This window comes from Azospirillum halopraeferens DSM 3675, assembly GCF_000429625.1.
In the GTDB taxonomy this organism is placed as follows: domain Bacteria; phylum Pseudomonadota; class Alphaproteobacteria; order Azospirillales; family Azospirillaceae; genus Azospirillum; species Azospirillum halopraeferens.
In genome coordinates, this window is sequence record NZ_AUCF01000001.1 from 132006 (window position 1) to 152134 (window position 20129).

At 70.5% G+C, this 20129-nt stretch carries 17 protein-coding genes; 16 read left to right on the forward strand and 1 reads right to left on the reverse strand.

Going from position 1 to position 20129, the window contains the following annotated elements; all coding sequences use genetic code 11:
• The first annotated feature begins 90 nt into the window (after positions 1–90).
• The 13 genes from G472_RS0100630 (at position 91) to era (ending at position 12942) form a co-directional block, all read left to right on the forward strand.
• Positions 91–1119 carry an amino acid ABC transporter substrate-binding protein gene (locus tag G472_RS0100630; RefSeq protein WP_029006803.1) on the forward strand — a complete coding sequence of 343 codons (1029 nt, stop codon included), beginning with the start codon at positions 91–93 and terminating at the stop codon, positions 1117–1119.
• 2 nt (positions 1120–1121) lie between these two features.
• A complete protein-coding gene (locus tag G472_RS0100635) occupies positions 1122–2153 on the forward strand; it encodes a transporter substrate-binding domain-containing protein (protein ID WP_029006804.1) in 1032 nt (343 codons plus the stop codon).
• 168 nt (positions 2154–2321) lie between these two features.
• Positions 2322–3539, forward strand: a complete 1218-nt coding sequence (gene trpB / locus G472_RS0100640; protein WP_029006805.1) for a tryptophan synthase subunit beta — start codon at positions 2322–2324, stop codon at positions 3537–3539.
• Positions 3536–4375 carry a tryptophan synthase subunit alpha gene (gene trpA, locus G472_RS0100645; protein ID WP_029006806.1) on the forward strand — a complete coding sequence of 280 codons (840 nt, stop codon included), beginning with the start codon at positions 3536–3538 and terminating at the stop codon, positions 4373–4375. The genes trpB and trpA overlap by 4 nt, the downstream gene beginning before the upstream one ends.
• 32 nt (positions 4376–4407) lie before the next feature.
• Complete coding sequence (accD, locus tag G472_RS30525) at positions 4408–5403, forward strand: acetyl-CoA carboxylase, carboxyltransferase subunit beta (RefSeq protein ID WP_084536352.1); 996 nt, start codon at positions 4408–4410, stop codon at positions 5401–5403.
• A 14-nt stretch (positions 5404–5417) separates the two neighbouring features.
• Positions 5418–6776 carry a bifunctional folylpolyglutamate synthase/dihydrofolate synthase gene (locus G472_RS0100655; protein WP_035690599.1) on the forward strand — a complete coding sequence of 453 codons (1359 nt, stop codon included), beginning with the start codon at positions 5418–5420 and terminating at the stop codon, positions 6774–6776.
• A 1-nt stretch (position 6777) separates the two neighbouring features.
• Complete coding sequence (locus G472_RS0100660) at positions 6778–7785, forward strand: ATP-binding protein (protein ID WP_029006808.1); 1008 nt, start codon at positions 6778–6780, stop codon at positions 7783–7785.
• On the forward strand, positions 7782–9140 hold the full coding sequence (locus G472_RS0100665) for a bifunctional folylpolyglutamate synthase/dihydrofolate synthase (RefSeq protein ID WP_051340096.1): 1359 nt from the start codon (positions 7782–7784) through the stop codon (positions 9138–9140). Before G472_RS0100660 ends, G472_RS0100665 begins: the two co-directional genes overlap by 4 nt.
• Positions 9141–9255: 115 nt before the next feature.
• Positions 9256–10005, forward strand: a complete 750-nt coding sequence (locus G472_RS0100670) for a pyridoxine 5'-phosphate synthase (RefSeq protein WP_029006810.1) — start codon at positions 9256–9258, stop codon at positions 10003–10005.
• Positions 10002–10457, forward strand: a complete 456-nt coding sequence (gene acpS, locus G472_RS0100675; RefSeq protein ID WP_029006811.1) for a holo-ACP synthase — start codon at positions 10002–10004, stop codon at positions 10455–10457. Before G472_RS0100670 ends, acpS begins: the two co-directional genes overlap by 4 nt.
• Positions 10458–10516: 59 nt before the next feature.
• On the forward strand, positions 10517–11269 hold the full coding sequence (gene lepB / locus G472_RS0100680; protein ID WP_029006812.1) for a signal peptidase I: 753 nt from the start codon (positions 10517–10519) through the stop codon (positions 11267–11269).
• Positions 11270–11279: 10 nt separating this feature from the next.
• The gene (rnc, locus tag G472_RS30530) at positions 11280–12002 is read left to right on the forward strand and encodes a ribonuclease III (protein WP_035690602.1); all 723 of its coding nucleotides are present in this window, start codon (positions 11280–11282) and stop codon (positions 12000–12002) included.
• A complete protein-coding gene (gene era / locus G472_RS0100690) occupies positions 11995–12942 on the forward strand; it encodes a GTPase Era (protein WP_051340098.1) in 948 nt (315 codons plus the stop codon). The genes rnc and era overlap by 8 nt, the downstream gene beginning before the upstream one ends.
• 4 nt (positions 12943–12946) lie before the next feature.
• Here the strand turns inward: era and G472_RS0100695 are convergent, their stop codons facing one another.
• A complete protein-coding gene (locus G472_RS0100695) occupies positions 12947–15454 on the reverse strand; it encodes a sensor domain-containing protein (RefSeq protein WP_029006814.1) in 2508 nt (835 codons plus the stop codon).
• 145 nt (positions 15455–15599) lie between these two features.
• Between G472_RS0100695 and recO the strand changes: the two genes are divergently transcribed.
• The 3 genes from recO (at position 15600) to G472_RS0100710 (ending at position 20025) form a co-directional block, all read left to right on the forward strand.
• Positions 15600–16313 carry a DNA repair protein RecO gene (gene recO / locus G472_RS0100700; RefSeq protein ID WP_029006815.1) on the forward strand — a complete coding sequence of 238 codons (714 nt, stop codon included), beginning with the start codon at positions 15600–15602 and terminating at the stop codon, positions 16311–16313.
• A 70-nt stretch (positions 16314–16383) separates the two neighbouring features.
• A complete protein-coding gene (parC, locus tag G472_RS0100705; protein WP_029006816.1) occupies positions 16384–18609 on the forward strand; it encodes a DNA topoisomerase IV subunit A in 2226 nt (741 codons plus the stop codon).
• Between the two features lie 321 nt (positions 18610–18930).
• On the forward strand, positions 18931–20025 hold the full coding sequence (locus G472_RS0100710; protein WP_029006817.1) for a TRAP transporter substrate-binding protein: 1095 nt from the start codon (positions 18931–18933) through the stop codon (positions 20023–20025).
• Positions 20026–20129: the final 104 nt, after the last annotated feature.

The following is a 20129-nucleotide window of genomic DNA, read 5'->3' on the forward strand; positions in this document are numbered from 1 at the left end:
CGGCGCGGCGGTGTGTCGGACTTGACCAAAAAAACAACGCCGGGCACCGTGTTCGGCAGGCGGCGCGACGCCGGGCGGGGGACGGGACGGATGCGCGTGTTTGCTTTGCGGGGATTGCTGGCGCTTGCGCTGGCCATCGGCCCGGCCTTCACGGCCGCTGCCCGGGACACGCTGGAGCAGGTGCGGGACCGCGGGGTGCTGCGTTGCGGCATCTCGACCAGCGGCGTGGGACTGGCCAGCGTGACCGCCGACGGGCGGTGGCAGGGGTATTTTGTCGACATGTGCCGGGCCGTTGCCGCCGCCACCGCGGGCGGCGCCGACAACATCGAGATCCTGGAGGTGTCGGCGCAGAACCGTTTCGATGCCGTTCGCAGCGGTGCCGTCGACGTGACCATGGACGGCACCACCTGGACCCTGCAGCGCGACGCCACCTTCGGCGTCGACTTCCCGATGGTCTATCTGTACGACGGCCAGGGGTTCATGGCGCACCGCTCGCTGGGGGCGTCGCGTCTGTCGGAGGTGGACGAAGCATCGGTCTGCGTGATCGAGGGCACCACCACCGTGCACAATCTGGAGAAGTGGATCGACCGCACCGGTGCGCGCATGACCGTCAAGCGGCTGCGTTCCACCGAGGGGGCGCTCAGCGCCTTCTTCAACCACCACTGCGACCTGCTGACCAACGACCGCATCGGCCTGTTCGCCCAGCGCCTGCTCAACGCGCCGCGGGTGTCCGACTACGTCGTCTTCCCGGACGTCATCTCCAAGGAGCCGGTCGGCCCGATGGTGCGCGACGGCGACCCGCGCTGGTTCGAACTGGTGCGCTGGGTGTTCTTCGTTACCCTGATCGCCGACGAGAAGGGCATCACCTCGGAGAACCACCCGACCTTCGGGGACAGCACGGATCCCGAGGTGCGCAAGCTGCTGGGCCTGTCGCCGGGCATCGGGGCGGGGCTGGGGCTCGACGACGGATGGGCGCTCCGGGTGATCGGCGAGGTCGGAAGCTTCGGGGAGATCTACGACCGCACTCTCGGCGAAGGTTCGCGCCTGCGCATCGACCGCGGCCTCAACGACCTGTGGCACAGGGGCGGGCTGTTCTATCCCCCGCCGCTCGGGGGGTGACCATGATGTGGCGCCGTTTCCTGCTTGCCGTCGTCCTGCTCCTCGTCCCGTTGGGCGGAGTGCCGGGTGCGGGCGCCGGCCCGGTGCTGGACCGGGTGCGTGACGGTGGCCTGTTGCGCTGCGGCGTCACGCCGGGCGGCATCGGCCTGTCGGTGCTGGAGGTCGATGGGACGTGGACCGGCTTCTTCCCCGATTACTGCCGTGCCGTCGCGGCCGCGGTGGCCGGCGGGGCGAGTCACGTCGACTTCATCGAGGTCAGTTCGCTGAACCGCTTCGACGTGGTGCGTTCCGGCGCGGTGGACGTGCTGATGTCGGCGAACACCTGGACGTTGCACCGCGACGCCGGGCTCGGCATGGTGTTCCCCTTCATTTATCTCTACGACGGTCAGGGCTTCATGGCCCACACCTCGCTGCCGGCGCGCCGACTCGCCGACGTCGGCGCGGCCACCGTCTGCGTGACCGACCGCACGACGACCGTGCGCAATCTGGAGCAGTGGATCGCCCGCACCGGCGCGCGCTTGACGGTCCGGCGCGCCAGCACCTCCGACGTGGCGCGCAACGAGTTCTTCAACCACCACTGCGACCTGCTGACCAACGACCGCATCGGCCTGCACGCGCACCGGGCGCTGGGGGCACCCAATCCGGCCGATTACGTCATCCTTCCCGACGTGATCTCCAAGGAGCCGCTGGGGCCGATGATCGCGCCCGGCGACGCGGAGTGGGAACGGGTGCTGCGCTGGGTGTTCCTGGCCACCGTCCTGGCGGAGGAGGCGGACATCACCGCGGGTACCCTGGCGTCGCACCGGGAAAGCCCCGACCCGGAGGTGCGCGCCCTGCTCGGCGTCACGCCCGGCACCGGGGCGGCGCTGGGCCTGGATGATCGCTGGGCGGCACGGATCATCGGCGAGGTCGGCAACTACGGCGAGATCTTCAACCGCAATCTGGGTGAGGGGTCGGCGCTGCGCATCGACCGTGGGCTCAACGACCTGTGGAGCCGCGGCGGCCTGCTCTACGCCCCGCCGCTCGGAGGCTGAGGGGCGCCGGCGACCGCAGCGCCGGTGATCCGCCGGGGCGGTGCGCGCGTAACCCGTCGGCACCGGGCGCAAAACGTCCAAGAGCCGCTTCAAATCCCGTCACCGCGCCGCTATGGTGGCGCCTTCCCGGGCGCCGAGCCCGCGTTCAGCCCCAGGTTCCATCCCGCGATGTCCAGACCGAACACGTTCCGCGCCGGCCCCGACGAGCACGGTCACTTCGGCATCTACGGCGGACGCTTCGTCGCCGAGACGCTGATGCCGCTGATCCTCGAGGTCGAGAAGGCCTATGACGAGGCGCGCGCCGACCCCGACTTCCAGGGGGAGATGAAGGCCCGCCTCGCCCAGTACGTGGGCCGGCCCAACCCGCTCTATTTCGCCGAGCGGCTGACCGCCCACCTCGGCGGCGCCAAGGTGTATTTCAAGCGCGAGGAGCTGAACCACACCGGCGCCCACAAGATCAACAACTGCATCGGCCAGATCCTGCTGGCCCGGCGCATGGGCAAGAAGCGGATCATCGCCGAGACGGGCGCCGGCCAGCACGGCGTGGCGACCGCCACGGTGTGCGCTCTGTTCGACATGCCCTGCACCATCTACATGGGCGAGGTCGACATCGCCCGCCAGCAGCCCAACGTGTTCCGCATGAAGCTGCTGGGCGCCGAGGTGCGCTCCGTCACCTCCGGCGCGCGCACGCTGAAGGACTCCATGAACGAGGCGCTGCGCGACTGGGTCACCAACGTCGAGGACACCTATTACCTGATCGGCACCGTGGCCGGCCCGCACCCCTATCCGGCGATGGTCCGCGACTTCCAGTCCGTCATCGGCGACGAGGTGCGCCGGCAGATGCAGGAGATGGAGGGCCGCCTGCCCGACTCGCTGGTCGCCTGCGTCGGCGGCGGGTCGAACGCCATGGGGCTGTTCCATCCCTTCCTGGACGATCCCGCGGTCGCCATGATCGGCGTCGAGGCGGCCGGGCATGGCGTCGACAAGGGGCCGGACGCTCACGCCGCCTCCATCACCGGCGGCCGGCCGGGCGTGCTGCACGGCAACCGCACCTACCTGTTGCAGGACGAGGACGGGCAGATCCTGGAGGGCCACTCCATCTCCGCCGGCCTCGACTATCCCGGTGTCGGGCCGGAGCATTCCTGGCTGCACGACATGGGCCGTGTCGAATACGCGGCGGTCACCGACGACGAGGCGCTGGCGGCGTTCCAGCTCTGCGCCCGGCTGGAGGGGATCATCCCGGCCCTGGAATCGGCCCACGCGCTGGCCGAGATCGTCAAGCGGGCGCCGTCGCTGCCGCAGGATCACCTGATGGTGCTGTGCCTGTCCGGACGCGGCGACAAGGACATCTTCACCGTCGCCGGGCACCTGGGGGTCACGCTGTGAGCACCGTCGAGCAAGGCCGCATCGCGCGGCGTTTCGCCGCCCTGCGCGCCGAGGGCCGCGCCGGCCTGGTCACCTTCATCACCGCCGGCGATCCCGACCACGACACCTGTGCCGCCCTGCTGAAGGGACTGCCGGCAGCCGGCGCCGACCTGATCGAGCTGGGCATGCCCTTCAGCGATCCCATGGCCGACGGGCCGGCGATCCAGGCGTCCGACCTGCGCGCGCTGAAGGCGGGGGCGCGGGTCTCCCGCACGCTGGAGCTGGTGCGGGCCTTCCGCGCGGCCGAGGCGGACACGCCGGTGATCCTGATGGGCTACTACAACCCCATCTACGCCTACGGGGTCGAGCGTTTCCTGGCCGATGCCGGCGCGGCCGGCGTCGACGGCCTGATCGTCGTCGACCTCCCGCCGGAGGAGGACGCCGAGCTGTGCCTGCCGGCGCTGAAGGCGGGCATCAGCTTCGTGCGGCTGGCCACCCCCACCACCGACGACGCCCGCCTGCCGGCGGTGCTGCGGAACACATCCGGCTTCGTCTACTACGTGGCGATCGCCGGCATCACCGGCACCGCCTCGGCCGACGCCGTGGCGGTGGCCGGCGCGGTGGAGCGGCTGAAGCGCCACACCGACCTGCCGGTCGCCGTCGGCTTCGGCATCAAGACGCCGGACCAGGCGGCCGGCATCGCCCGGGTCGCCGACGCCGCGGTGGTGGGGTCGGCCATCGTGTCCCGCATCGCCGCCAACCTCGACGCGGACGGCACCGCCCGGCCCGGCCTCGTCGACGACGTACTGGGCTTCGTGCGCGAGCTGTCCGCCGGCGTGCGCGGCGCGCGCGGCTGAGCGCAACACCACCTTCAGGATCGAGCACCGCGATGAACTGGCTCACCAACTACGTCCGCCCGAAGATCCGCGCGCTGTACGCCCGCAAGGACGTTCCCGACAACCTCTGGCACAAGTGCCCGAATTGCGAGGCGATGCTCTTCCACCGCGATCTGGAAGAGAACCTGTCGGTGTGCCAGCACTGCGGCTTCCACATGCGCCTCGACCCGGTCAAGCGCATGGCCATGCTGTTCGACGGCGGCGTCTGCGAGACGGTGGAGCTGTCCAAATCGGTCGTCGACCCGCTGAAGTTCCGCGACCAGAAGCGCTACACCGACCGCCTCAAGGAGGCGCAGGGCAAGACCGGGCGCAACGACGCCATCGTGGTGGGGCACGGCACCATCAACGGACTGACCGCGGTGGTCGCTGCCTTCGATTTCGGGTTCATGGGCGGTTCCATGGGCATCGCAGTGGGTGAGGGGCTGGTGGCCGCGGCCCGCAAGGCGGTGGAACTGGGGGCGCCCCTGGTGGTCGTGCCCGCGTCCGGCGGCGCGCGCATGCAGGAGGGCATCCTGTCCCTGATGCAGATGCCGCGCACCACCATCGCGGTGGAGATGGTCAAGGAGGCCGGGTTGCCCTACGTGGTGGTGCTGACCGACCCGACCACGGGCGGCGTCACTGCCTCGTTCGCCATGCTGGGCGACATCCACATCGCCGAGCGCGGCGCGCAGATCGGTTTTGCCGGCGCCCGCGTCATCGAGAGCACCATCCGCGAGACCCTGCCCGAGGGGTTCCAGCGCGCCGAGTACCTGCTGGAGCACGGCATGGTCGACATGGTCGTGCATCGCAAGGACCTGCGGCCGACCCTGGCCCGGGTGCTCGACCTCCTGACCCGCCGCATGCGCGAGCCGGGGGCCGAGCCGGATCTGGAGATCCCCGCCCTGCCGCCGCCCGAGATGGCGGACGGCCGGTCGCGCCCCGACGTGGTGGACGCCGAGTTCGCCGAGGACCCGCGGGACGCCGAGGGCGGTCCGGCGGACCGCCGCTGAGGGCGGCGCCGGCCATGAGGGCGCCCGATCCGGCCGGCGGCCTGGCCGCCGCGGCGCTCGACCGGTTCCGCGGGCGGCTGCCCCGGGCCATCGACCTGACGCTGGGCCGGGTGCACCGCCTGCTGGGCCGGCTCGGCGATCCGCACCGGCGCCTGGCGCCGGTGATCCATGTGGCGGGCACCAACGGCAAGGGCTCTACCGTCGCCTTCCTGCGCGCGATGCTGGAGGCGGCGGGTCTGCGCGTCCATGCCTTCACCTCGCCGCACCTGGTCACCATCCACGAGTGTGTCCGCCTTGCCGCCCCCGGCGGCGGGCGGCTGGTGGAGGATGCGGTGCTGGCCGACGCGCTGGAGCGCTGCGACCGCGCCTCGGCCGACGACCCGGTGACGGTGTTCGAGGCGCTGACCTGCGCCGCCTTCCTGCTGTTTGCCGAAACGCCGGCCGACGTGGTGCTGGTGGAGGTCGGCATGGGAGGCACCGAAGACGCCACCAACGTCTTCGACGCGCCCGCCGTATCGGTCATCACCCGCATCTCCCGTGACCATGCCGAGTACCTGGGGGACACGGTGGAGGTCATCGCGCGGGCCAAGGCGGGCATCGTCAAGGCCGGCCGCCCGATCATCCTGGCGCCGCAGGCGGATCCGGCCGCGGCGGCCGTGGTGGCCGGAACCGCCGCCCGCCTGGGCGCCCCGCTGCACGCCGCCGGCGCGGACTGGTCGGTGGAGACGATCCCCGGCGGGTTCCGCTACCGCGGGGCCCGCGGCGTCCTGGATCTGCCGCCGCCATCGCTCACCGGGGCGCACCAGATGGTCAACGCCGCCACCGCGGTGGCCGCCCTCGACGCGCTGTCGGGGGAGGGGCCGCGGATTCCCGACGCCGCCGTGCGCGAGGGCGTGCGCACGGCCCGCTGGCCGGCGCGGCTCCAGCGGCTCACCGGCTCATCCCTGGCCGATGCGCTGCCGCCGGGGTCCGACCTCTGGCTGGACGGCGGCCACAACGATTCGGCGGGCGAGGCGCTGGGTGTCCAGGCCGCGGCCTGGGCCGCCGACGGGCTGCCGCTGGGGCTGGTCGTCGCCATGCTCGCCGTCAAGGACGCCGACGCCTTCCTGGCGCCGCTGGCCTCCCGGGTCACGGCGCTGCGGGCGGTGCCGCTGCTGGGGGCGCTGCCCGGTGGTGCCCGCGGCATGGCGCCGGAACGGCTGGCCGGGGCGGCGCGCGCTGCGGGCATCGCTGACGCGGCGGTGGCGGCCGGCGTGCACAGCGCGGTGGCGGAGCTGGGGGCGCGGCTGGGACGGCCCTGCCGGGTGCTGATCTGCGGCTCCCTGTACCAGGCCGGGGCCGTGCTGGCCACCGTGCGGCCGGGGAGTGGGTGAGGTGCCGGCCCCTGTCCCCGACACCCTGTCGTTCCTGACGGAGGTGTGCGCGCGGCGCGGCTGGCGGCTGAGCGTGTTGGACGAGCATTCCGGCTACCTCGCCGCCGTATCGGACGGACGGGCGGAGTTCCTGACCGGCGCCGGGGCCGTGTGCGCCTATCCGCTGAACGGGGCCACCGCCGCGACCATTGCCAACGACAAGGCGCACACCGCGCTGCTGGCCCGCCGCGCCGGCCTGCGGGTGCCGCGCGGCGAGCACTTCTTCGTCACGCCCCGCTACCGCGGGGTGCGCGGCCCGGGGCGGGAGATCCACGACGCGGTGCGCTACGCCGCCGACCTCGGCTTTCCCGTGTTCGTGAAGCCCAACGCCGGGTCGCGCGGCGCCTTCGCCGACGTGGCCTATGACGCGAACGATCTGATCCACCAATGCGCCGCCATGGCGGCGCAGCACCCAGTCGCGCTGGTGCAGGAGGTGGTGGCGGGGCCCGAATACCGCATCCTCGTGCTGGACGGCGATGTGCCGTTCCTCTACCGCCGCACCGGCAGCGTGCTCACCGGCGACGGCCGGTCCACGGTGGCGCAGCTTCTGGCCGCCGTGAACCGCCGGCTGGAGGAGGACGGGCTGCCGCCGATCGCCCTCGACGGGCCGTTCCTGACGCGCGCCCTGGCCACTGCCGGGCTGGCCGCCGACGGCGTGCCGGAGACCGGGCGGACGGTGGAGTACGCGGCGCGGCGCAACGTCAGCGGCGGCGGCGGGGTCGGGGAGTTCCGCGACGCGGTGCCGCCGGCCGTGACCGACTACGCCCGCCGCGCCGCCGCGGCGGTGGGGTTGCGGCTGTGCGGCATCGACGTGATCGCCGCCAACGGGCTCGACCCCGACGGTTTCACGCTGCTGGAGATCAACGCCAACCCGGGCCTGGGCGGCGTCGCGCGGGCCGGACACCGGGCGGCGGTGCTGGACCTGTGGGAACGCATCGCCGACACCTGGTTCGCCGGAGCCCGGCCATGACCGGCGCCGCGGATCCCGGCGACATCATCGGCCGCCTGATGCGCCTGCCCAAGGCCGGGAGCGGCATCGGGCTGCATCGCATGGCGTGGCTGCTGGAGCCGCTGCTGGCCGCCCCGGGGGGGTGGAAGGTCGATGCGCTGAAGGTCACCGGCTCCAACGGCAAGGGCAGCGTCGCCCGCATGGCCGCGGAGATGCTGCAACGGCTGGGCCTGTCGGCGGGTCTCTACACCTCGCCCCACTTGCGCCGCTTCAATGAACGCATCGTCGTCGACGGTGCGTCGATCTCCGACGCGGACCTGGTGGCCGCCGCCGGCTGGTTCGAGGAGCGCCGGGCGGCGTACGGGGCGGCGCATCCCGGCGACGGCTTCGGCGCGTTCGAGGCGTTCACCGCCATGGCCATGCATCATTTCGCCGGGCGGCGCCCGGCGGCGCTGGTGGCGGAGGCGGGCATCGGCGGGCGCTATGACTCGGTGCGCGCCATCCCCGGCCGCATCGCCGCGCTGACGTCCCTGGACTTCGAGCACACCGACATCCTCGGGCCGACGCTGGAGCTGATCGCCTACGACAAAGCCGACCTCTGCCCTGACGGCGGCACGCTGGTGGTGGGGGACATCGACGCGGAGCTGTTCCGGCGCCTTGCCGCCTACGCCGCCCTGCGGCGGATCACCCTGGTGTCCTGGCGCGACGTGGGTTGCGTGCACGCGGTCCGCATCGCCGCCGGCGGCATGGAGGCCGACCTGACCCTGGGCGGGGTGCGGCTCGACGGGGTGGCTTTCGCGCTGCCGGGCCGGCACCAGACGGTGAACGCGCTGGTGGCCGCGGGGATGGTGCGGGCGTGGCTGGCGGCGCGCGGCGCGCTGCCGGAACCGGCGGTGTTCGCCGCCGCCTTCCGCGATGCCGTGGCGGCGGTGCGCTGGCCGGGGCGGCTGGAGCGGGTGCACGACGACCCGCCCGTCGTCATCGACGTCGGCCATACCCCCGACGCGATATCCACCACATTGCAGGCCCTGCCGGCTCTGGCGGCGGGCCGGCCGGTCCTGCTGGTCACCGGGGTGTCGGCTAACAAGGATGCCGACGGCATCGTCGGCGCGCTCGCCGGGGCGGCCGATGCGATCCTGTGCACGCGGGCGTGGCATCGCGGCTCCGACGTGGAGCGCATCCGCACGGTGGCCGGGCGGGCGCGCCCCGATCTGTCGGTCGAGGTGGCGGAGACCATCGAGGAGGCCATGGCCCGCGCCGTGGACCGGGCGCGTGCCGGCGGCATGCTGGTGCTGGTGGCCGGCGGGCTGTTCCTCGCCATCGAGGCGGCGGAGGCGCTGGCCGGACGGGATCCACGGGCCTTGCGCTTTTTCTGACCCGTCCGGCGTCGGCGTGGCCGGCAAGGCGTGACGGGGCGGGTTTGCGTCGCTATATAGGGCAGTGTGCCGGTTGCCGGGTGCGGTCGGCCATCGGCGGATTCCGGAGCCTGCGATGACCCGATACCTGCGCCTGGGCGTGAACATCGACCACGTGGCGACGCTGCGCAACGCGCGCGGCGGGCGGCACCCCGACCCTCTGCGCGCCGCCCGTATGGCGGCCGAGGCCGGGGCGGACGGCATCACCGCGCATCTGCGCGAGGACCGCCGTCACATCCGTGACGAGGACATCGACCGGCTGATGGCCGAGAGCGCCCTGCCGCTGAACCTGGAAATGGCGGCGACGGAGGAGATGCTGGCCATCGCCCTGCGCCACCGCCCGCACGCCGTCTGCCTGGTGCCCGAGAAGCGCACGGAGGTGACGACCGAGGGCGGGCTGGACGTGGACGGCGGGCGCGAGCACCTGCACCGCTTCGTCCAGGAGCTGGGCGGGGCGGGCGTGCGCGTGTCGCTGTTCATCGACCCCGAGGTCCGGCACATCGAAGCGGCGCGCGACATCGGCGCCCCGGTGGTGGAACTCCACACCGGCGCCTATTGCGATGCGGCACCCGGCGCCGGCCGCGGATCGGAGCTGACGCGCCTCAGCCAGGCGGCGGCCCACGCCGCGGCCATCGGGATCGAATGCCACGCCGGGCACGGCATCGCCTACGACACGGTGGGGCCGATCGCCGCCATCAAGACCATCGCGGAGCTGAACATCGGCCATTTCCTGGTGGGCGAGGCGGTGTTCGTGGGTTGGCACGAGGCGTTGCGCCACATGCGCGAGTTGATGGATGCGGCGCGCCCGGGGGTGGAGCGCCCATGATCCTCGGCATCGGCAACGACCTGACCGACATCTCCCGCATCGAGAAGACGGTGGAGCGCTTCGGCGACCGCTTCCTCGACCGCGTCTTCACGCCGGCCGAACGGGCCAAGGCGGAGCGGCGGGTCGGCAAGGGCGGCCGTCACGATGCCCGCATCGCCACCTACGCCAAGCGCTTCGCCGCCAAGGAGGCGTGCGCCAAGGCGCTGGGCACCGGCTTCCGCAACGGCGTATTCTGGCGCGACATGGGGGTGGTGAACCTGCCGTCCGGCCAGCCGACGCTGGTGCTGTCCGGCGGCGCCCTGGACCGCCTGAAGAGCATCACTCCGCCGGGCATGAACGCCCGCATCCATCTGACGCTGACCGACGAGTACCCTTTGGCGGAGGCCGTGGTCATCATCAGCGCCGAACCCGGCGACTCCCCCGTCCTCAGCTCCGCAGCATCCCCCGCATGACCATGAATTCCCCGTCGGCGCCGCCGCGCGCCGGGTCCGACGCCCAGAACCGGAAACCGATGGACCCCACCCAGAAGAAGAAGGAGGCGGGCGGCTTCGGCGAGACGCTGAAGACCGTGTTCTACGCCGTGCTGATCGCGTTCGGCGTCCGCACCTTCGCTTACGAGCCGTTCAACATCCCGTCCGGCTCGATGATTCCGTCGCTGCTGATCGGCGACTATCTCTTCGTGTCCAAGTTCTCGTATGGCTACAGCAAGCACACCGTGACGTTCGGCTTTCCGCTGTTCGAGGGGCGCGTCCTTGGTTCCATGCCCGAGCGGGGCGACGTCGCCGTCTTCAAGCTGCCGCGCGACAACAAGACCGACTACATCAAGCGGATCGTCGGCCTGCCGGGCGACACCGTCCAGGTGGTCGGCGGGGTGCTGCACATCAACGGCCAGCCGGTGAAGCGGGAGCGGATCGAGGATTACGTCAGCACCGACGGCGTCGGGCGTGAGACGCGCCTTGCCCAGTACGTCGAGACCCTTCCCGGGGGTCGCAGCCACCGCATCATCGAGGAAACCGACCACGGCCCCCTCGACGACACCCCGGTTTACCGGGTGCCCGAGAATCATTTCTTCATGATGGGCGACAACCGCGACAACTCGCTGGACAGCCGTGTTCCTTCGATGGTGGGCTATGTGCCGCTGGAGAACATGGTGGGGCGGGCGGAGTTCCTGTTCTTCTCGCTGGCCGAGGGGACGCGGTTCTTCGAGGTGTGGCGCTGGCCGTTCGATCTGCGGTTCAGCCGTCTGTTCGATGCGGTGAAGTGACGGGGCGATCATGGGTTCCGATATCGGTGGGCTGGCGGATGCGCTCGGCCACCGCTTCGCCGACGAGCGGTTGCTCGCCGACGCGGTGACGCATCCCAGCCTCATGGGCCTGGAGCGGTCCGGCAAGGGCGCCTCGCCGGCGCAGGGTCCGGGCATCGCCTACGAGCGGCTGGAGTTCCTGGGCGACCGGGTGCTCGGCCTGTGCGTCGCCGAATGGCTGCTGGAGCGCTACCCGCACGAGAAGGAGGGGGCGCTGGCCAAGCGCCACGCCGCCATGGTACGGCGCGAAGCACTGGGCCGGGTCGCCGACGCCATCGACCTGGGACGCTACCTGCGACTGTCGCCGGGGGAGGCCACGGGGGGCGGGCGCAACAACCGCACCATCCTGGCCGACGCGTGCGAGGCGGTGATCGGCGCGCTCTATCTGGACGGCGGTCTGGAGACGGCGCGCGCCTTCATCCGCCGCGCCTGGGCGCCGGCCCTCGACCGCGGCGAGCCGCCGCCGCTCGACGCCAAGACGGCGCTTCAGGAATGGGCGCAGGGGCGGGGGCGGCCGCTGCCCACTTATGTACTGCTGGACCAGTCGGGTCCGGCGCACGAACCCGTGTTTCGGGTGCAGGTGCGGGTGGAGGGGATGGAGCCGGTTGTCGGTTCCGGCCCGTCCAAGCGCGCCGCGGAAAAGCAGGCGGCCGCTCAGCTCCTGCGCACGCTGGGAGTTTCGGTCGATGACTGATGGTACGGACGTCGAAGAGATGCCGGGGCGCGAGCCCGAACACCCCCGTTGCGGCTTCGTCGCCCTGGTGGGCGCCCCCAACGCCGGGAAGTCGACCCTTCTGAACGCCCTGATCGGCGCGAAGGTGTCCATCGTCAGCCCCAAGGTCCAGACGACGCGCACGCGGGTGCTGGGGATCACCATCGCCGACGACAGCCAGCTTCTGTTCGTCGACACGCCCGGCATCTTCAAGCCCAAGCGCCGGCTCGACCGCGCCATGGTGGCGGCGGCGTGGCAGGGGGCGGGTGATGCCGACCTGATCGGCGTGCTGGTCGACGCGTCGCGTCGCGGCGTCGACGACGACACCCGCGGCATCATCGAGCGGCTGAAGGAGGAGGGGCGCAACGCCATCCTCGTCCTCAACAAGATCGACCTGGTGCGCCAGCGCGAGTCCCTGCTGACTTTGGCCGAGGAGCTGAACCGCGACGGCCTGTTCACCGACACCTTCATGGTGTCGGCCACCACCGGCGACGGCGTGGACGACCTGCGTGCCTTCCTGGCGGGCCGGGTGCCGGAAGGCCCCTGGCTCTACCCGGAGGACCAGATCTCCGACATGCCCATGCGCCTGCTGGCAGCGGAGCTGACGCGGGAGAAGCTGTTCCTCCAGCTTCACCAGGAACTCCCCTATTCCGCCACGGTGGAGACGGAGTCGTGGGAGGAGTTCCAGGACGGTTCGGTGAAGATCAGCCAGGTGATCTTCGTCCAGCGCGAAAGCCAGAAGGCGATCGTGCTGGGCAAGGGAGGCCAGCGCATCAAGCAGATCGGCCAGGCCGCCCGCAGCGAACTCGAAGCCATGCTGGAGCGCCGCGTCCACCTGATGCTGTTCGTCAAGGTGCGCGAGAACTGGCTGGACGACCCCGAACGCTATGGCGTCTGGGGGCTGGATTTCGGCGGCGCATAAGCGCTCACCCCGGTACGGCCTCGACGGCTGCGGAATCGGCGGCGCCCTCCTGCGCCAGCAGCGTTTCCGCGGCATCGTCGGGGACCGGTCGGGCGAAGTGGTAGCCCTGGCCGTACTTGCAGGCGATGTCGCGCAGGAACTCCGCCTCGCCGGCGGACTCGATGCCTTCGGCAACCGCGTCCATGCCCAGGATGGCGGCCAGGGTGGTGATGACCTGGACGATGGCGGCGCTGCTTTCGCCGGTGGCGATGGCCTGCACGAAGGTCTTGTCGATCTTCAGCGTGTCCGCCGGATAGCGGTGCAGGTAGGCGAGCGACGAATAGCCGGTGCCGAAATCGTCGATGGACAGGCGGACGTCCATGGCCCGGATCTCCTGCATGATCGCGCGGCAGCGGTCCGGGTCCTTCATCAGCAGGCTTTCGGTGATCTCCAGCTTCAGCGAGCGCGGCGGGATCGGGTGATCCGTCAGCACCTCGCGCACCAGGCCGGGCAGATCGTCGTCGAGGAACTGGCGCGACGAGACGTTGACGCTCATGAACAGCGGCTCGGAGCGCGGGAATCGGGTCTGCCAGTCGGCGATGCGGCGCACCGCCTCCCGCACCGCCCAGCGGCCCATGGGCACGATCAGCCCGGTTTCCTCGGCCAGCGGGATGAAGTCGAGCGGCGGCACCAGGCCGCGGTCGGGATGGCGCCAGCGCATCAGCGCCTCGAACCCGGCGATGCGGCCCGAACCGAGAGTGATGATGGGCTGGTAGTACAGGCAGAGTTGCCCCTGCTCCAGCGCGGTGCGCAGATCGGATTCGGTGCGCATCATCGCCATGGCCTGGCGGCGGAGCGCGCCGTCGAACACGTCGATGCGGTTGCGGCCGCCGGACTTCGCCCGGTACATGGCGAGGCTGGCGTCGCGCAGCATGTCCTCCGGCCGTTCGTACCCCGATTCGCTCAACGCGATTCCGACCGAGCAGGTCAGCACGACGGCGTGGCCGTCCAGGTCGATCGGCCGGGCTACCGCCTGGCTCAGCCGTTCGGCGGCGGACAGCGCGTCGCCCACGTCGTCGATGTCGTTCAGGAGCATGCTGAACTCGTCCGCCGACAGGCGGCCCAGCGTGTCGCCCATGCGGCGGCTGTCCTCCAGCCGCTTGGCGATGGTTCGCAGGATGCGGTCGCCGGCGTGGGGGCCCAGCGTGTCGTTGATGGTCTTGAAGCGGTCGATGTCCAGCAGCAGCACGGCGAAATGGCGCGCGCCGGTGCGCCGGTGGCGGTCCAGCGACTGGCCGATGCGGTCGAGCAGCAGCGTGCGGTTGGACAGGCCCGTCATGCCGTCGTGCAGGGCGTCGAAGAGGAGCTGCTGCTCCGCCTGCTTGCGCGCGGTGATGTCGGTCATCGACCCGGCCATGCGCAGGGCGCGCCCGTTGCCGTCGCGCACCGCCAGGCCGCGCACCACCATCCACAGCTCCGATCCGTCGGCGTGCGTCATGCGGAATTCGTGCTGCAGGCTGTCGCGCCGGCCGGTCAGGTGCAGGGCGATGGCGCTCTCCAGCCCCGGACGGTCGGCGGGATGGACGCGCCGGAGCCATTCCAGCGGGGAGGACCCCACCGCATCCTCGTCGCAGCCGAGCATGGCCTTCCAGCGCGGCGAGTAATAGACCTCGTCCGTGTCGAGCTGCCAGTCCCACAGGCCGTCGTTGGCGCCCTGCGCCGCCAGGGCATAGCGCTCCTCGCTGTGCCGGAGCTGCTGTTCCGCCAGCTTGCGCGCGGTGACATCGGTCTGGCTGCCGACGATGCGAACGGTGACGCCGCGGTCATCCACCAGGCTGAGGCCGCGGCACGACATCCAGCGCACGTTTCCGGCGGCATCGAGCATCCGGTGCTCCACCTGGAACGGCTCGCCGCCGGCGCCGCGCTGTGCGTCGATGGCCTTGCGCAGGGCCGGCAGATCGTCGGGAACGACGCGATCGAACCAGTCCTCCGGCCGGTTGCCGATCTCGTGCTCCTCATAGCCCAGGATGGATTTCCAGCGGGGCGAGTAATAGACCGTACCGGTCGTCAGGTCCCAGTCGTAGAGGCCGTCGTTGCTGGCGGCCGCGGCCAGGGCGTAGCGTTCCTCGCTCTGGCGCAGGCGCTCTTCGGCCAGCTTGCGGTCGGTGACGTCCGCCACGGAGCCGACCAGGCGCACCGGCTCCCCCGACTCGTCGGCCACGGCGACGCCGCGGCACACCAGCCAGCGCCAGACGTCGGCCCGGTCGGTGCGCCGCACCCGGTGTTCGATCTGAAAGGGCAGGGTGACCCCGACCATCTGGCCTTCGAAGGACGCGTAAAGCCACTCCACATCGTCGGGATGAACGCGGTTGAGCCAATCCTCCGGCCGGTTCACCGCGTCACCCGCCGACAGGCCGAGAAACTCCTTGAATCGCGGCGAGAGATAGAGCGTGTCGGTCCGGAGATCCCAGTCCCACACCCCCTCGCTTCCCGCCCGCTCCGCCAGCAGGTATCGATCGATCGAACCGCTCAACAGCCCCTCACCCGCGCGCGCCGTCAAACCCGCCGAACCGGCTCTCTCCGGTCGACTTGAGCGACAACGATAGTAATTTAATGGTGAACGACTGGTGAAGGCTCCGCCTCGTTTCAACCGCCACAGGAATCGCGCAGCCATGGCCATGGATTGGACCGATCGGGGGATCGTGTTGTCGGCCCGCCCCCATGGCGAGACGGCGGCCGTGGCCGTCCTGCTGACGCGCGACCATGGTCGCCACGCCGGCTTGGTCCAGGGCGGCCGGTCGAGCCGCCGGCGCGCGGACCTGGAGCCGGGGACCCTGGTTGCCGCCCGCTGGCGCGGCCGCCTGGTCGAGCATCTCGGAACCTTCACCCTGGAATCGGTGCACGCCTACGCCGCCGTCCTGCTGGACGACCCGCTGCGGCTGGCGGCGCTGGCGTCGGCCTGCGCCCTGACGGAATCGGCGCTGCCGGAACGCCAGCCGCACCCGGCCGTGTTCGACGGCCTTCTGGCGCTGTTCGACGTGCTGGGCGGCACCGCCTGGGCCGAGGCCTATGTGCGGTGGGAGGCGGGGCTGCTCGCCGAACTGGGATTCGGGCTGGACATCGACCGCTGCGCCGTCACCGGCAGCAACGACTATCTCGCCTACGTCAGCCCGCGCACCGGGCGCGCGGTGTCCGTTGCCGCGGGGGAGCCCTACCGCGACCGGCTGCTGCCGCTGCCCGGCTTCCTCGCCGGCCGCGGCGGCGGCGGCCGGGACGAGGTTCTGGAGGGGCTGCGCCTGACCGGCCATTTCCTGGAACGTCATCTGCTGAACGGGCCCCTGCCACCGTCCCGCCTGCGCCTGGCCGAACGCATCGGGCGGCTGTCCGCCTGACTCCGGAGCAGAACAATACGAGAACACTTCCGTGTGGATTCCGCCTTACCAAATCTGGTAGGGTGCGGCCATGAAGACCCCCGTCCCTGCATCCGACGTCCAGGACAAGCCGCTCGCCGAGGCGCTTGGCGAACGTTACCTCAGCTACGCCCTGTCGACGATCATGGCGCGCTCGCTGCCCGACGTGCGCGACGGGCTGAAGCCCGTGCACCGGCGGCTGCTGTTCGCCATGAGCCAGCTTCGGCTCGATCCCGAGACCTCGCCCAAGAAGTCGGCGCGCGTCGTCGGTGACGTCATCGGCAAGTTCCATCCCCACGGCGACACCGCGGTCTATGACGCGCTGGTGCGCCTGGCGCAGGACTTCGCGGTGCGCTTTCCGCTGATCGACGGACAGGGGAATTTCGGCAACATCGACGGCGACAACGCCGCGGCCATGCGCTACACCGAGGCGCGCCTGACCGCGGTGGCCAAGGCTCTGCTGGAGGGGATCGAGGAGGACGCGGTCGACTTCCGCGCCACCTACGACGGCGAGGGGGAGGAGCCGGTCGTCCTGCCGGCCAACTTCCCCAACCTGCTCGCCAACGGTTCCAGCGGCATCGCCGTGGGCATGGCGACCAACATCCCGCCCCACAATGTGGGGGAGATCTGCGACGCCCTGCGCCACCTGATCAGGGACCGCGACGCGCCCATCGAAAAGCTGGTCGGCTTCATGCCCGGCCCCGATTTTCCCACCGGCGGCGTGCTGGTGGAACCCCGCGACACGGTGGTCGAAGCCTACCGCACCGGCCGCGGCTCGCTGCGCCTGCGCGCCCGGTGGGAGGTGGAGAAGCTGGGGCAGGGCACCTGGCAGATCGTCGTCACCGAGATCCCCTACCAGGTGCAGAAGGCGCGCCTGGTGGAGCGCATCGCCGAGTTGCTGACCGCGCGCAAGCTGGTGCTGCTGGAGGACGTGCGCGACGAGTCGGCGGAAGACGTCCGCCTCGTCCTGGTGCCCAAGAGCCGGAACGTGGACCCCGAGGTCCTGATGGCCTCCCTGTTCCAGGCCACCGATCTGGAGATCCGCTTCGCGCTCAACATGAACGTGCTGGGCGCCGACAACGTGCCCCGCGTCATGGACCTGCGCCAGGTCCTGCAAGCTTTCCTCGACCACCGCCACGAGGTGCTGGTCCGCCGGTCGCGCCACCGCATGGGCCGGATCGACCACCGGCTGGAGGTGCTGGGCGGCTACCTCGTCGCCTATCTGAACCTGGACGAGGTGATCCGCATCATCCGCGAGGAGGACGAGCCCAAGCAGGATCTGATGCGCGTCTTCTCCCTGACGGAGGTGCAGGCGGACGCCATCCTCAACATGCGCCTGCGCAATCTGCGCAAGCTGGAGGAGATGGAGATCCGCAAGGAGCACGATGCGCTGGCGGCGGAGCGGGCGGAACTGGCCGACCTGCTGGCCGATGAGGCCAAGCGCTGGAAGCGCATCGCTGACGGGATCGCGGAGATCCGGAAGACCTTCGGCAAGGGGCCGCTGGGGGCCCGCCGCACCCTGATCGCCGACGCTCCGCCGGTGCTGGAGATCCCCGTCGAGGCCACCATCGAGCGCGAGCCGCTGACGGTGCTGTGCTCCGAGAAAGGGTGGATCCGCGCCGTCCGCGGCCACCTGCCGGAGTCGGAGATTGCCGAGGTGAAGGTCAAGGAGGGCGACCGTCAACGATTCGCGGTGCCTTGCGAGACGACCGACAAGATCCTGGTGTTCGCCAGCAACGGCAAGTTCTACACGCTGGGTGCCGACAAGCTGCCGCGTGGCCGCGGCTTCGGCGAGCCGGTGCGGCTGATGATCGATCTCGGCAACGAAACCGAGATCGTCGCCCTTTTCCCCCACCAGCCCGGCCGCCGGCTGGTCGTCGCATCGGACGACGGGCGCGGATTCCAGGTGGAGGAGAACGAGGTGCTGGCACAGACCCGCGCCGGAAAGCAGGTCCTCAACCTGGACGACGGGCGCGAAGCGCGAATCTGCGTGCCGGCCGAGGGTGACCACGTTGCGGTCATCGGCAACAACCGGAAACTGCTGGTCTTTGCGCTGGACGAGTTGCCGGTGCTGGCCCGCGGCAAGGGTGTGCAGCTTCAGAAGTACAAGGATGCCAGCCTCTCCGACCTCAAGGTCTTCGCCATGGCCGATGGTTTGTCCTGGCGGCAGGGAGAGCGGGTGTTCCGCGTCACCGACCTGACGGGGTGGATCGAACCGCGCGCCCGGGTGGGCAAAATGCCGCCCAACGGCTTCCCGCGGGTCAACAAGTTCACCTGACCGCGCGGGCACCGCAATGTGGTAGCACCAGTGCGTGCTAGGCCTTGAAGTGGCCACTTTCTTTCCGGCATAGTTGGCCCCGCCAAACAATCCGGAGCGGACGGCGGGCAACCACCCGCCATCTGCCACCGGAGCAAGAGACGGGGGAAATGCGTGTCCATTCAGGTAGCGAGCGGGCTCGCCCGCACGGCGGCCGGTTCCGGGGTGATCCGCAACTTCCGTTTCGATGTCTACGCGCCTACGCCGCCTTGTCGCCGGCGCGTCGGGCCGTTGCGGCGTCCATAAAACCCCAAGGAAGCGATCACCAGGGAGTCTTCCAGCATGAAGCGTCGTACATTCCTGACCTCGGCCGGCGTCGGTGCCGCCGCGTCCACCATCGCGGCCCCCGCGATCGCCCAGAGCACGCCCAAGATCCAGTGGCGTTGCGCCTCCAGCTTCCCGAAGAGCCTCGACACCATCTACGGCGGTGCCGAGGAGATCGCCAAGCGCGTGGCCGAGGCGACGGACGGCAATTTCCAGATCCGCGTCTTCGCCGGTGGTGAAATCGTTCCCCCTTTGCAGGTGCTGGACGCGGTCCAGAACAACACCGTGCAGTGCGGTCACACGGTGTCCTACTACTACGTCGGCAAGGATCCGACCTTCGCCTTCGACGCGGCCATTCCGTTCGGCCTGAACGCCCGCCAGCAGATGGCGTGGATGACCCACGGCGGCGGCCTGGAGCTGATGCGCGAGTTCTTCAAGAACTACAACATCGTGCAGTTCCCGGCGGGCAACACCGGCACCCAGATGGGCGGCTGGTTCCGCAAGGAGATCAAGTCGGTCGAGGACCTGAACGGCCTGAAGATGCGCATCGGCGGCTACGCCGGCCAGGTGATCCAGAAGCTGGGCACCGTTCCCCAGCAGATCGGTGGCGGCGACATCTACCCGGCGCTGGAGAAGGGCACCATCGACGCCACCGAGTGGGTGGGTCCGTACGACGACGAGAAGCTGGGCTTCTACAAGGTCGCCAAGTACTACTATTACCCCGGCTGGTGGGAAGGCGGCCCGCAGGTGTCGCTGATGACCAACATCAACGAGTACGAGGCGCTGCCCGCCAACTACAAGTCGATCCTGGACTCGGCGTGCGCCGCCGCCACCATCTCCATGCTCGGCAAGTACGACGTCCAGAACATGAACGCCCTGAAGCGTCTGGTGGCCGCCGGCACGGTACTGAAGCCGTTCCCGCGCGATGTCATGCAGGCGTGCTACCAGGCGGCCTTCCAGCTCTACGATGAAGAATCGGCCCGCAACGAGCGGTTCCGCGCCATTTACGAGCCGTGGAAGAAGTTCCGCGACGAGGAATACCTGTGGTTCCGCGTCGCCGAGAACACCTTCGACAATTTCGTTTACACCGCCCCGCCGCCCAAGAAGGGCTGATCGTCCCCCACCCAACGAACCGGAAAAGCCCCGCGCGAGCGGGGCTTTTTCTTTGGGTGGCAAACCATCGGAAGGACGGACTTTCAGCACGTATAACGGGTGTT

Bases quoted from the DNA above. Each gene is read 5' to 3' on its own strand.
- rnc (WP_035690602.1), top strand. From the start codon at position 11,280: ATGGGTTCCGATATCGGTGGGCTGGCGGATGCGCTCGGCCACCGCTTC.
- accD (WP_084536352.1), top strand. From the start codon at position 4,408: ATGAACTGGCTCACCAACTACGTCCGCCCGAAGATCCGCGCGCTGTAC.
- lepB (WP_029006812.1), top strand. From the start codon at position 10,517: ATGGACCCCACCCAGAAGAAGAAGGAGGCGGGCGGCTTCGGCGAGACG.
- recO (WP_029006815.1), top strand. From the start codon at position 15,600: ATGGATTGGACCGATCGGGGGATCGTGTTGTCGGCCCGCCCCCATGGC.
- G472_RS0100630 (WP_029006803.1), top strand. From the start codon at position 91: ATGCGCGTGTTTGCTTTGCGGGGATTGCTGGCGCTTGCGCTGGCCATC.
- era (WP_051340098.1), top strand. From the start codon at position 11,995: ATGACTGATGGTACGGACGTCGAAGAGATGCCGGGGCGCGAGCCCGAA.
- parC (WP_029006816.1), top strand. From the start codon at position 16,384: ATGAAGACCCCCGTCCCTGCATCCGACGTCCAGGACAAGCCGCTCGCC.
- G472_RS0100655 (WP_035690599.1), top strand. From the start codon at position 5,418: ATGAGGGCGCCCGATCCGGCCGGCGGCCTGGCCGCCGCGGCGCTCGAC.
- acpS (WP_029006811.1), top strand. From the start codon at position 10,002: ATGATCCTCGGCATCGGCAACGACCTGACCGACATCTCCCGCATCGAG.
- G472_RS0100710 (WP_029006817.1), top strand. From the start codon at position 18,931: ATGAAGCGTCGTACATTCCTGACCTCGGCCGGCGTCGGTGCCGCCGCG.
- G472_RS0100665 (WP_051340096.1), top strand. From the start codon at position 7,782: ATGACCGGCGCCGCGGATCCCGGCGACATCATCGGCCGCCTGATGCGC.
- trpB (WP_029006805.1), top strand. From the start codon at position 2,322: ATGTCCAGACCGAACACGTTCCGCGCCGGCCCCGACGAGCACGGTCAC.
- G472_RS0100635 (WP_029006804.1), top strand. From the start codon at position 1,122: ATGATGTGGCGCCGTTTCCTGCTTGCCGTCGTCCTGCTCCTCGTCCCG.
- G472_RS0100670 (WP_029006810.1), top strand. From the start codon at position 9,256: ATGACCCGATACCTGCGCCTGGGCGTGAACATCGACCACGTGGCGACG.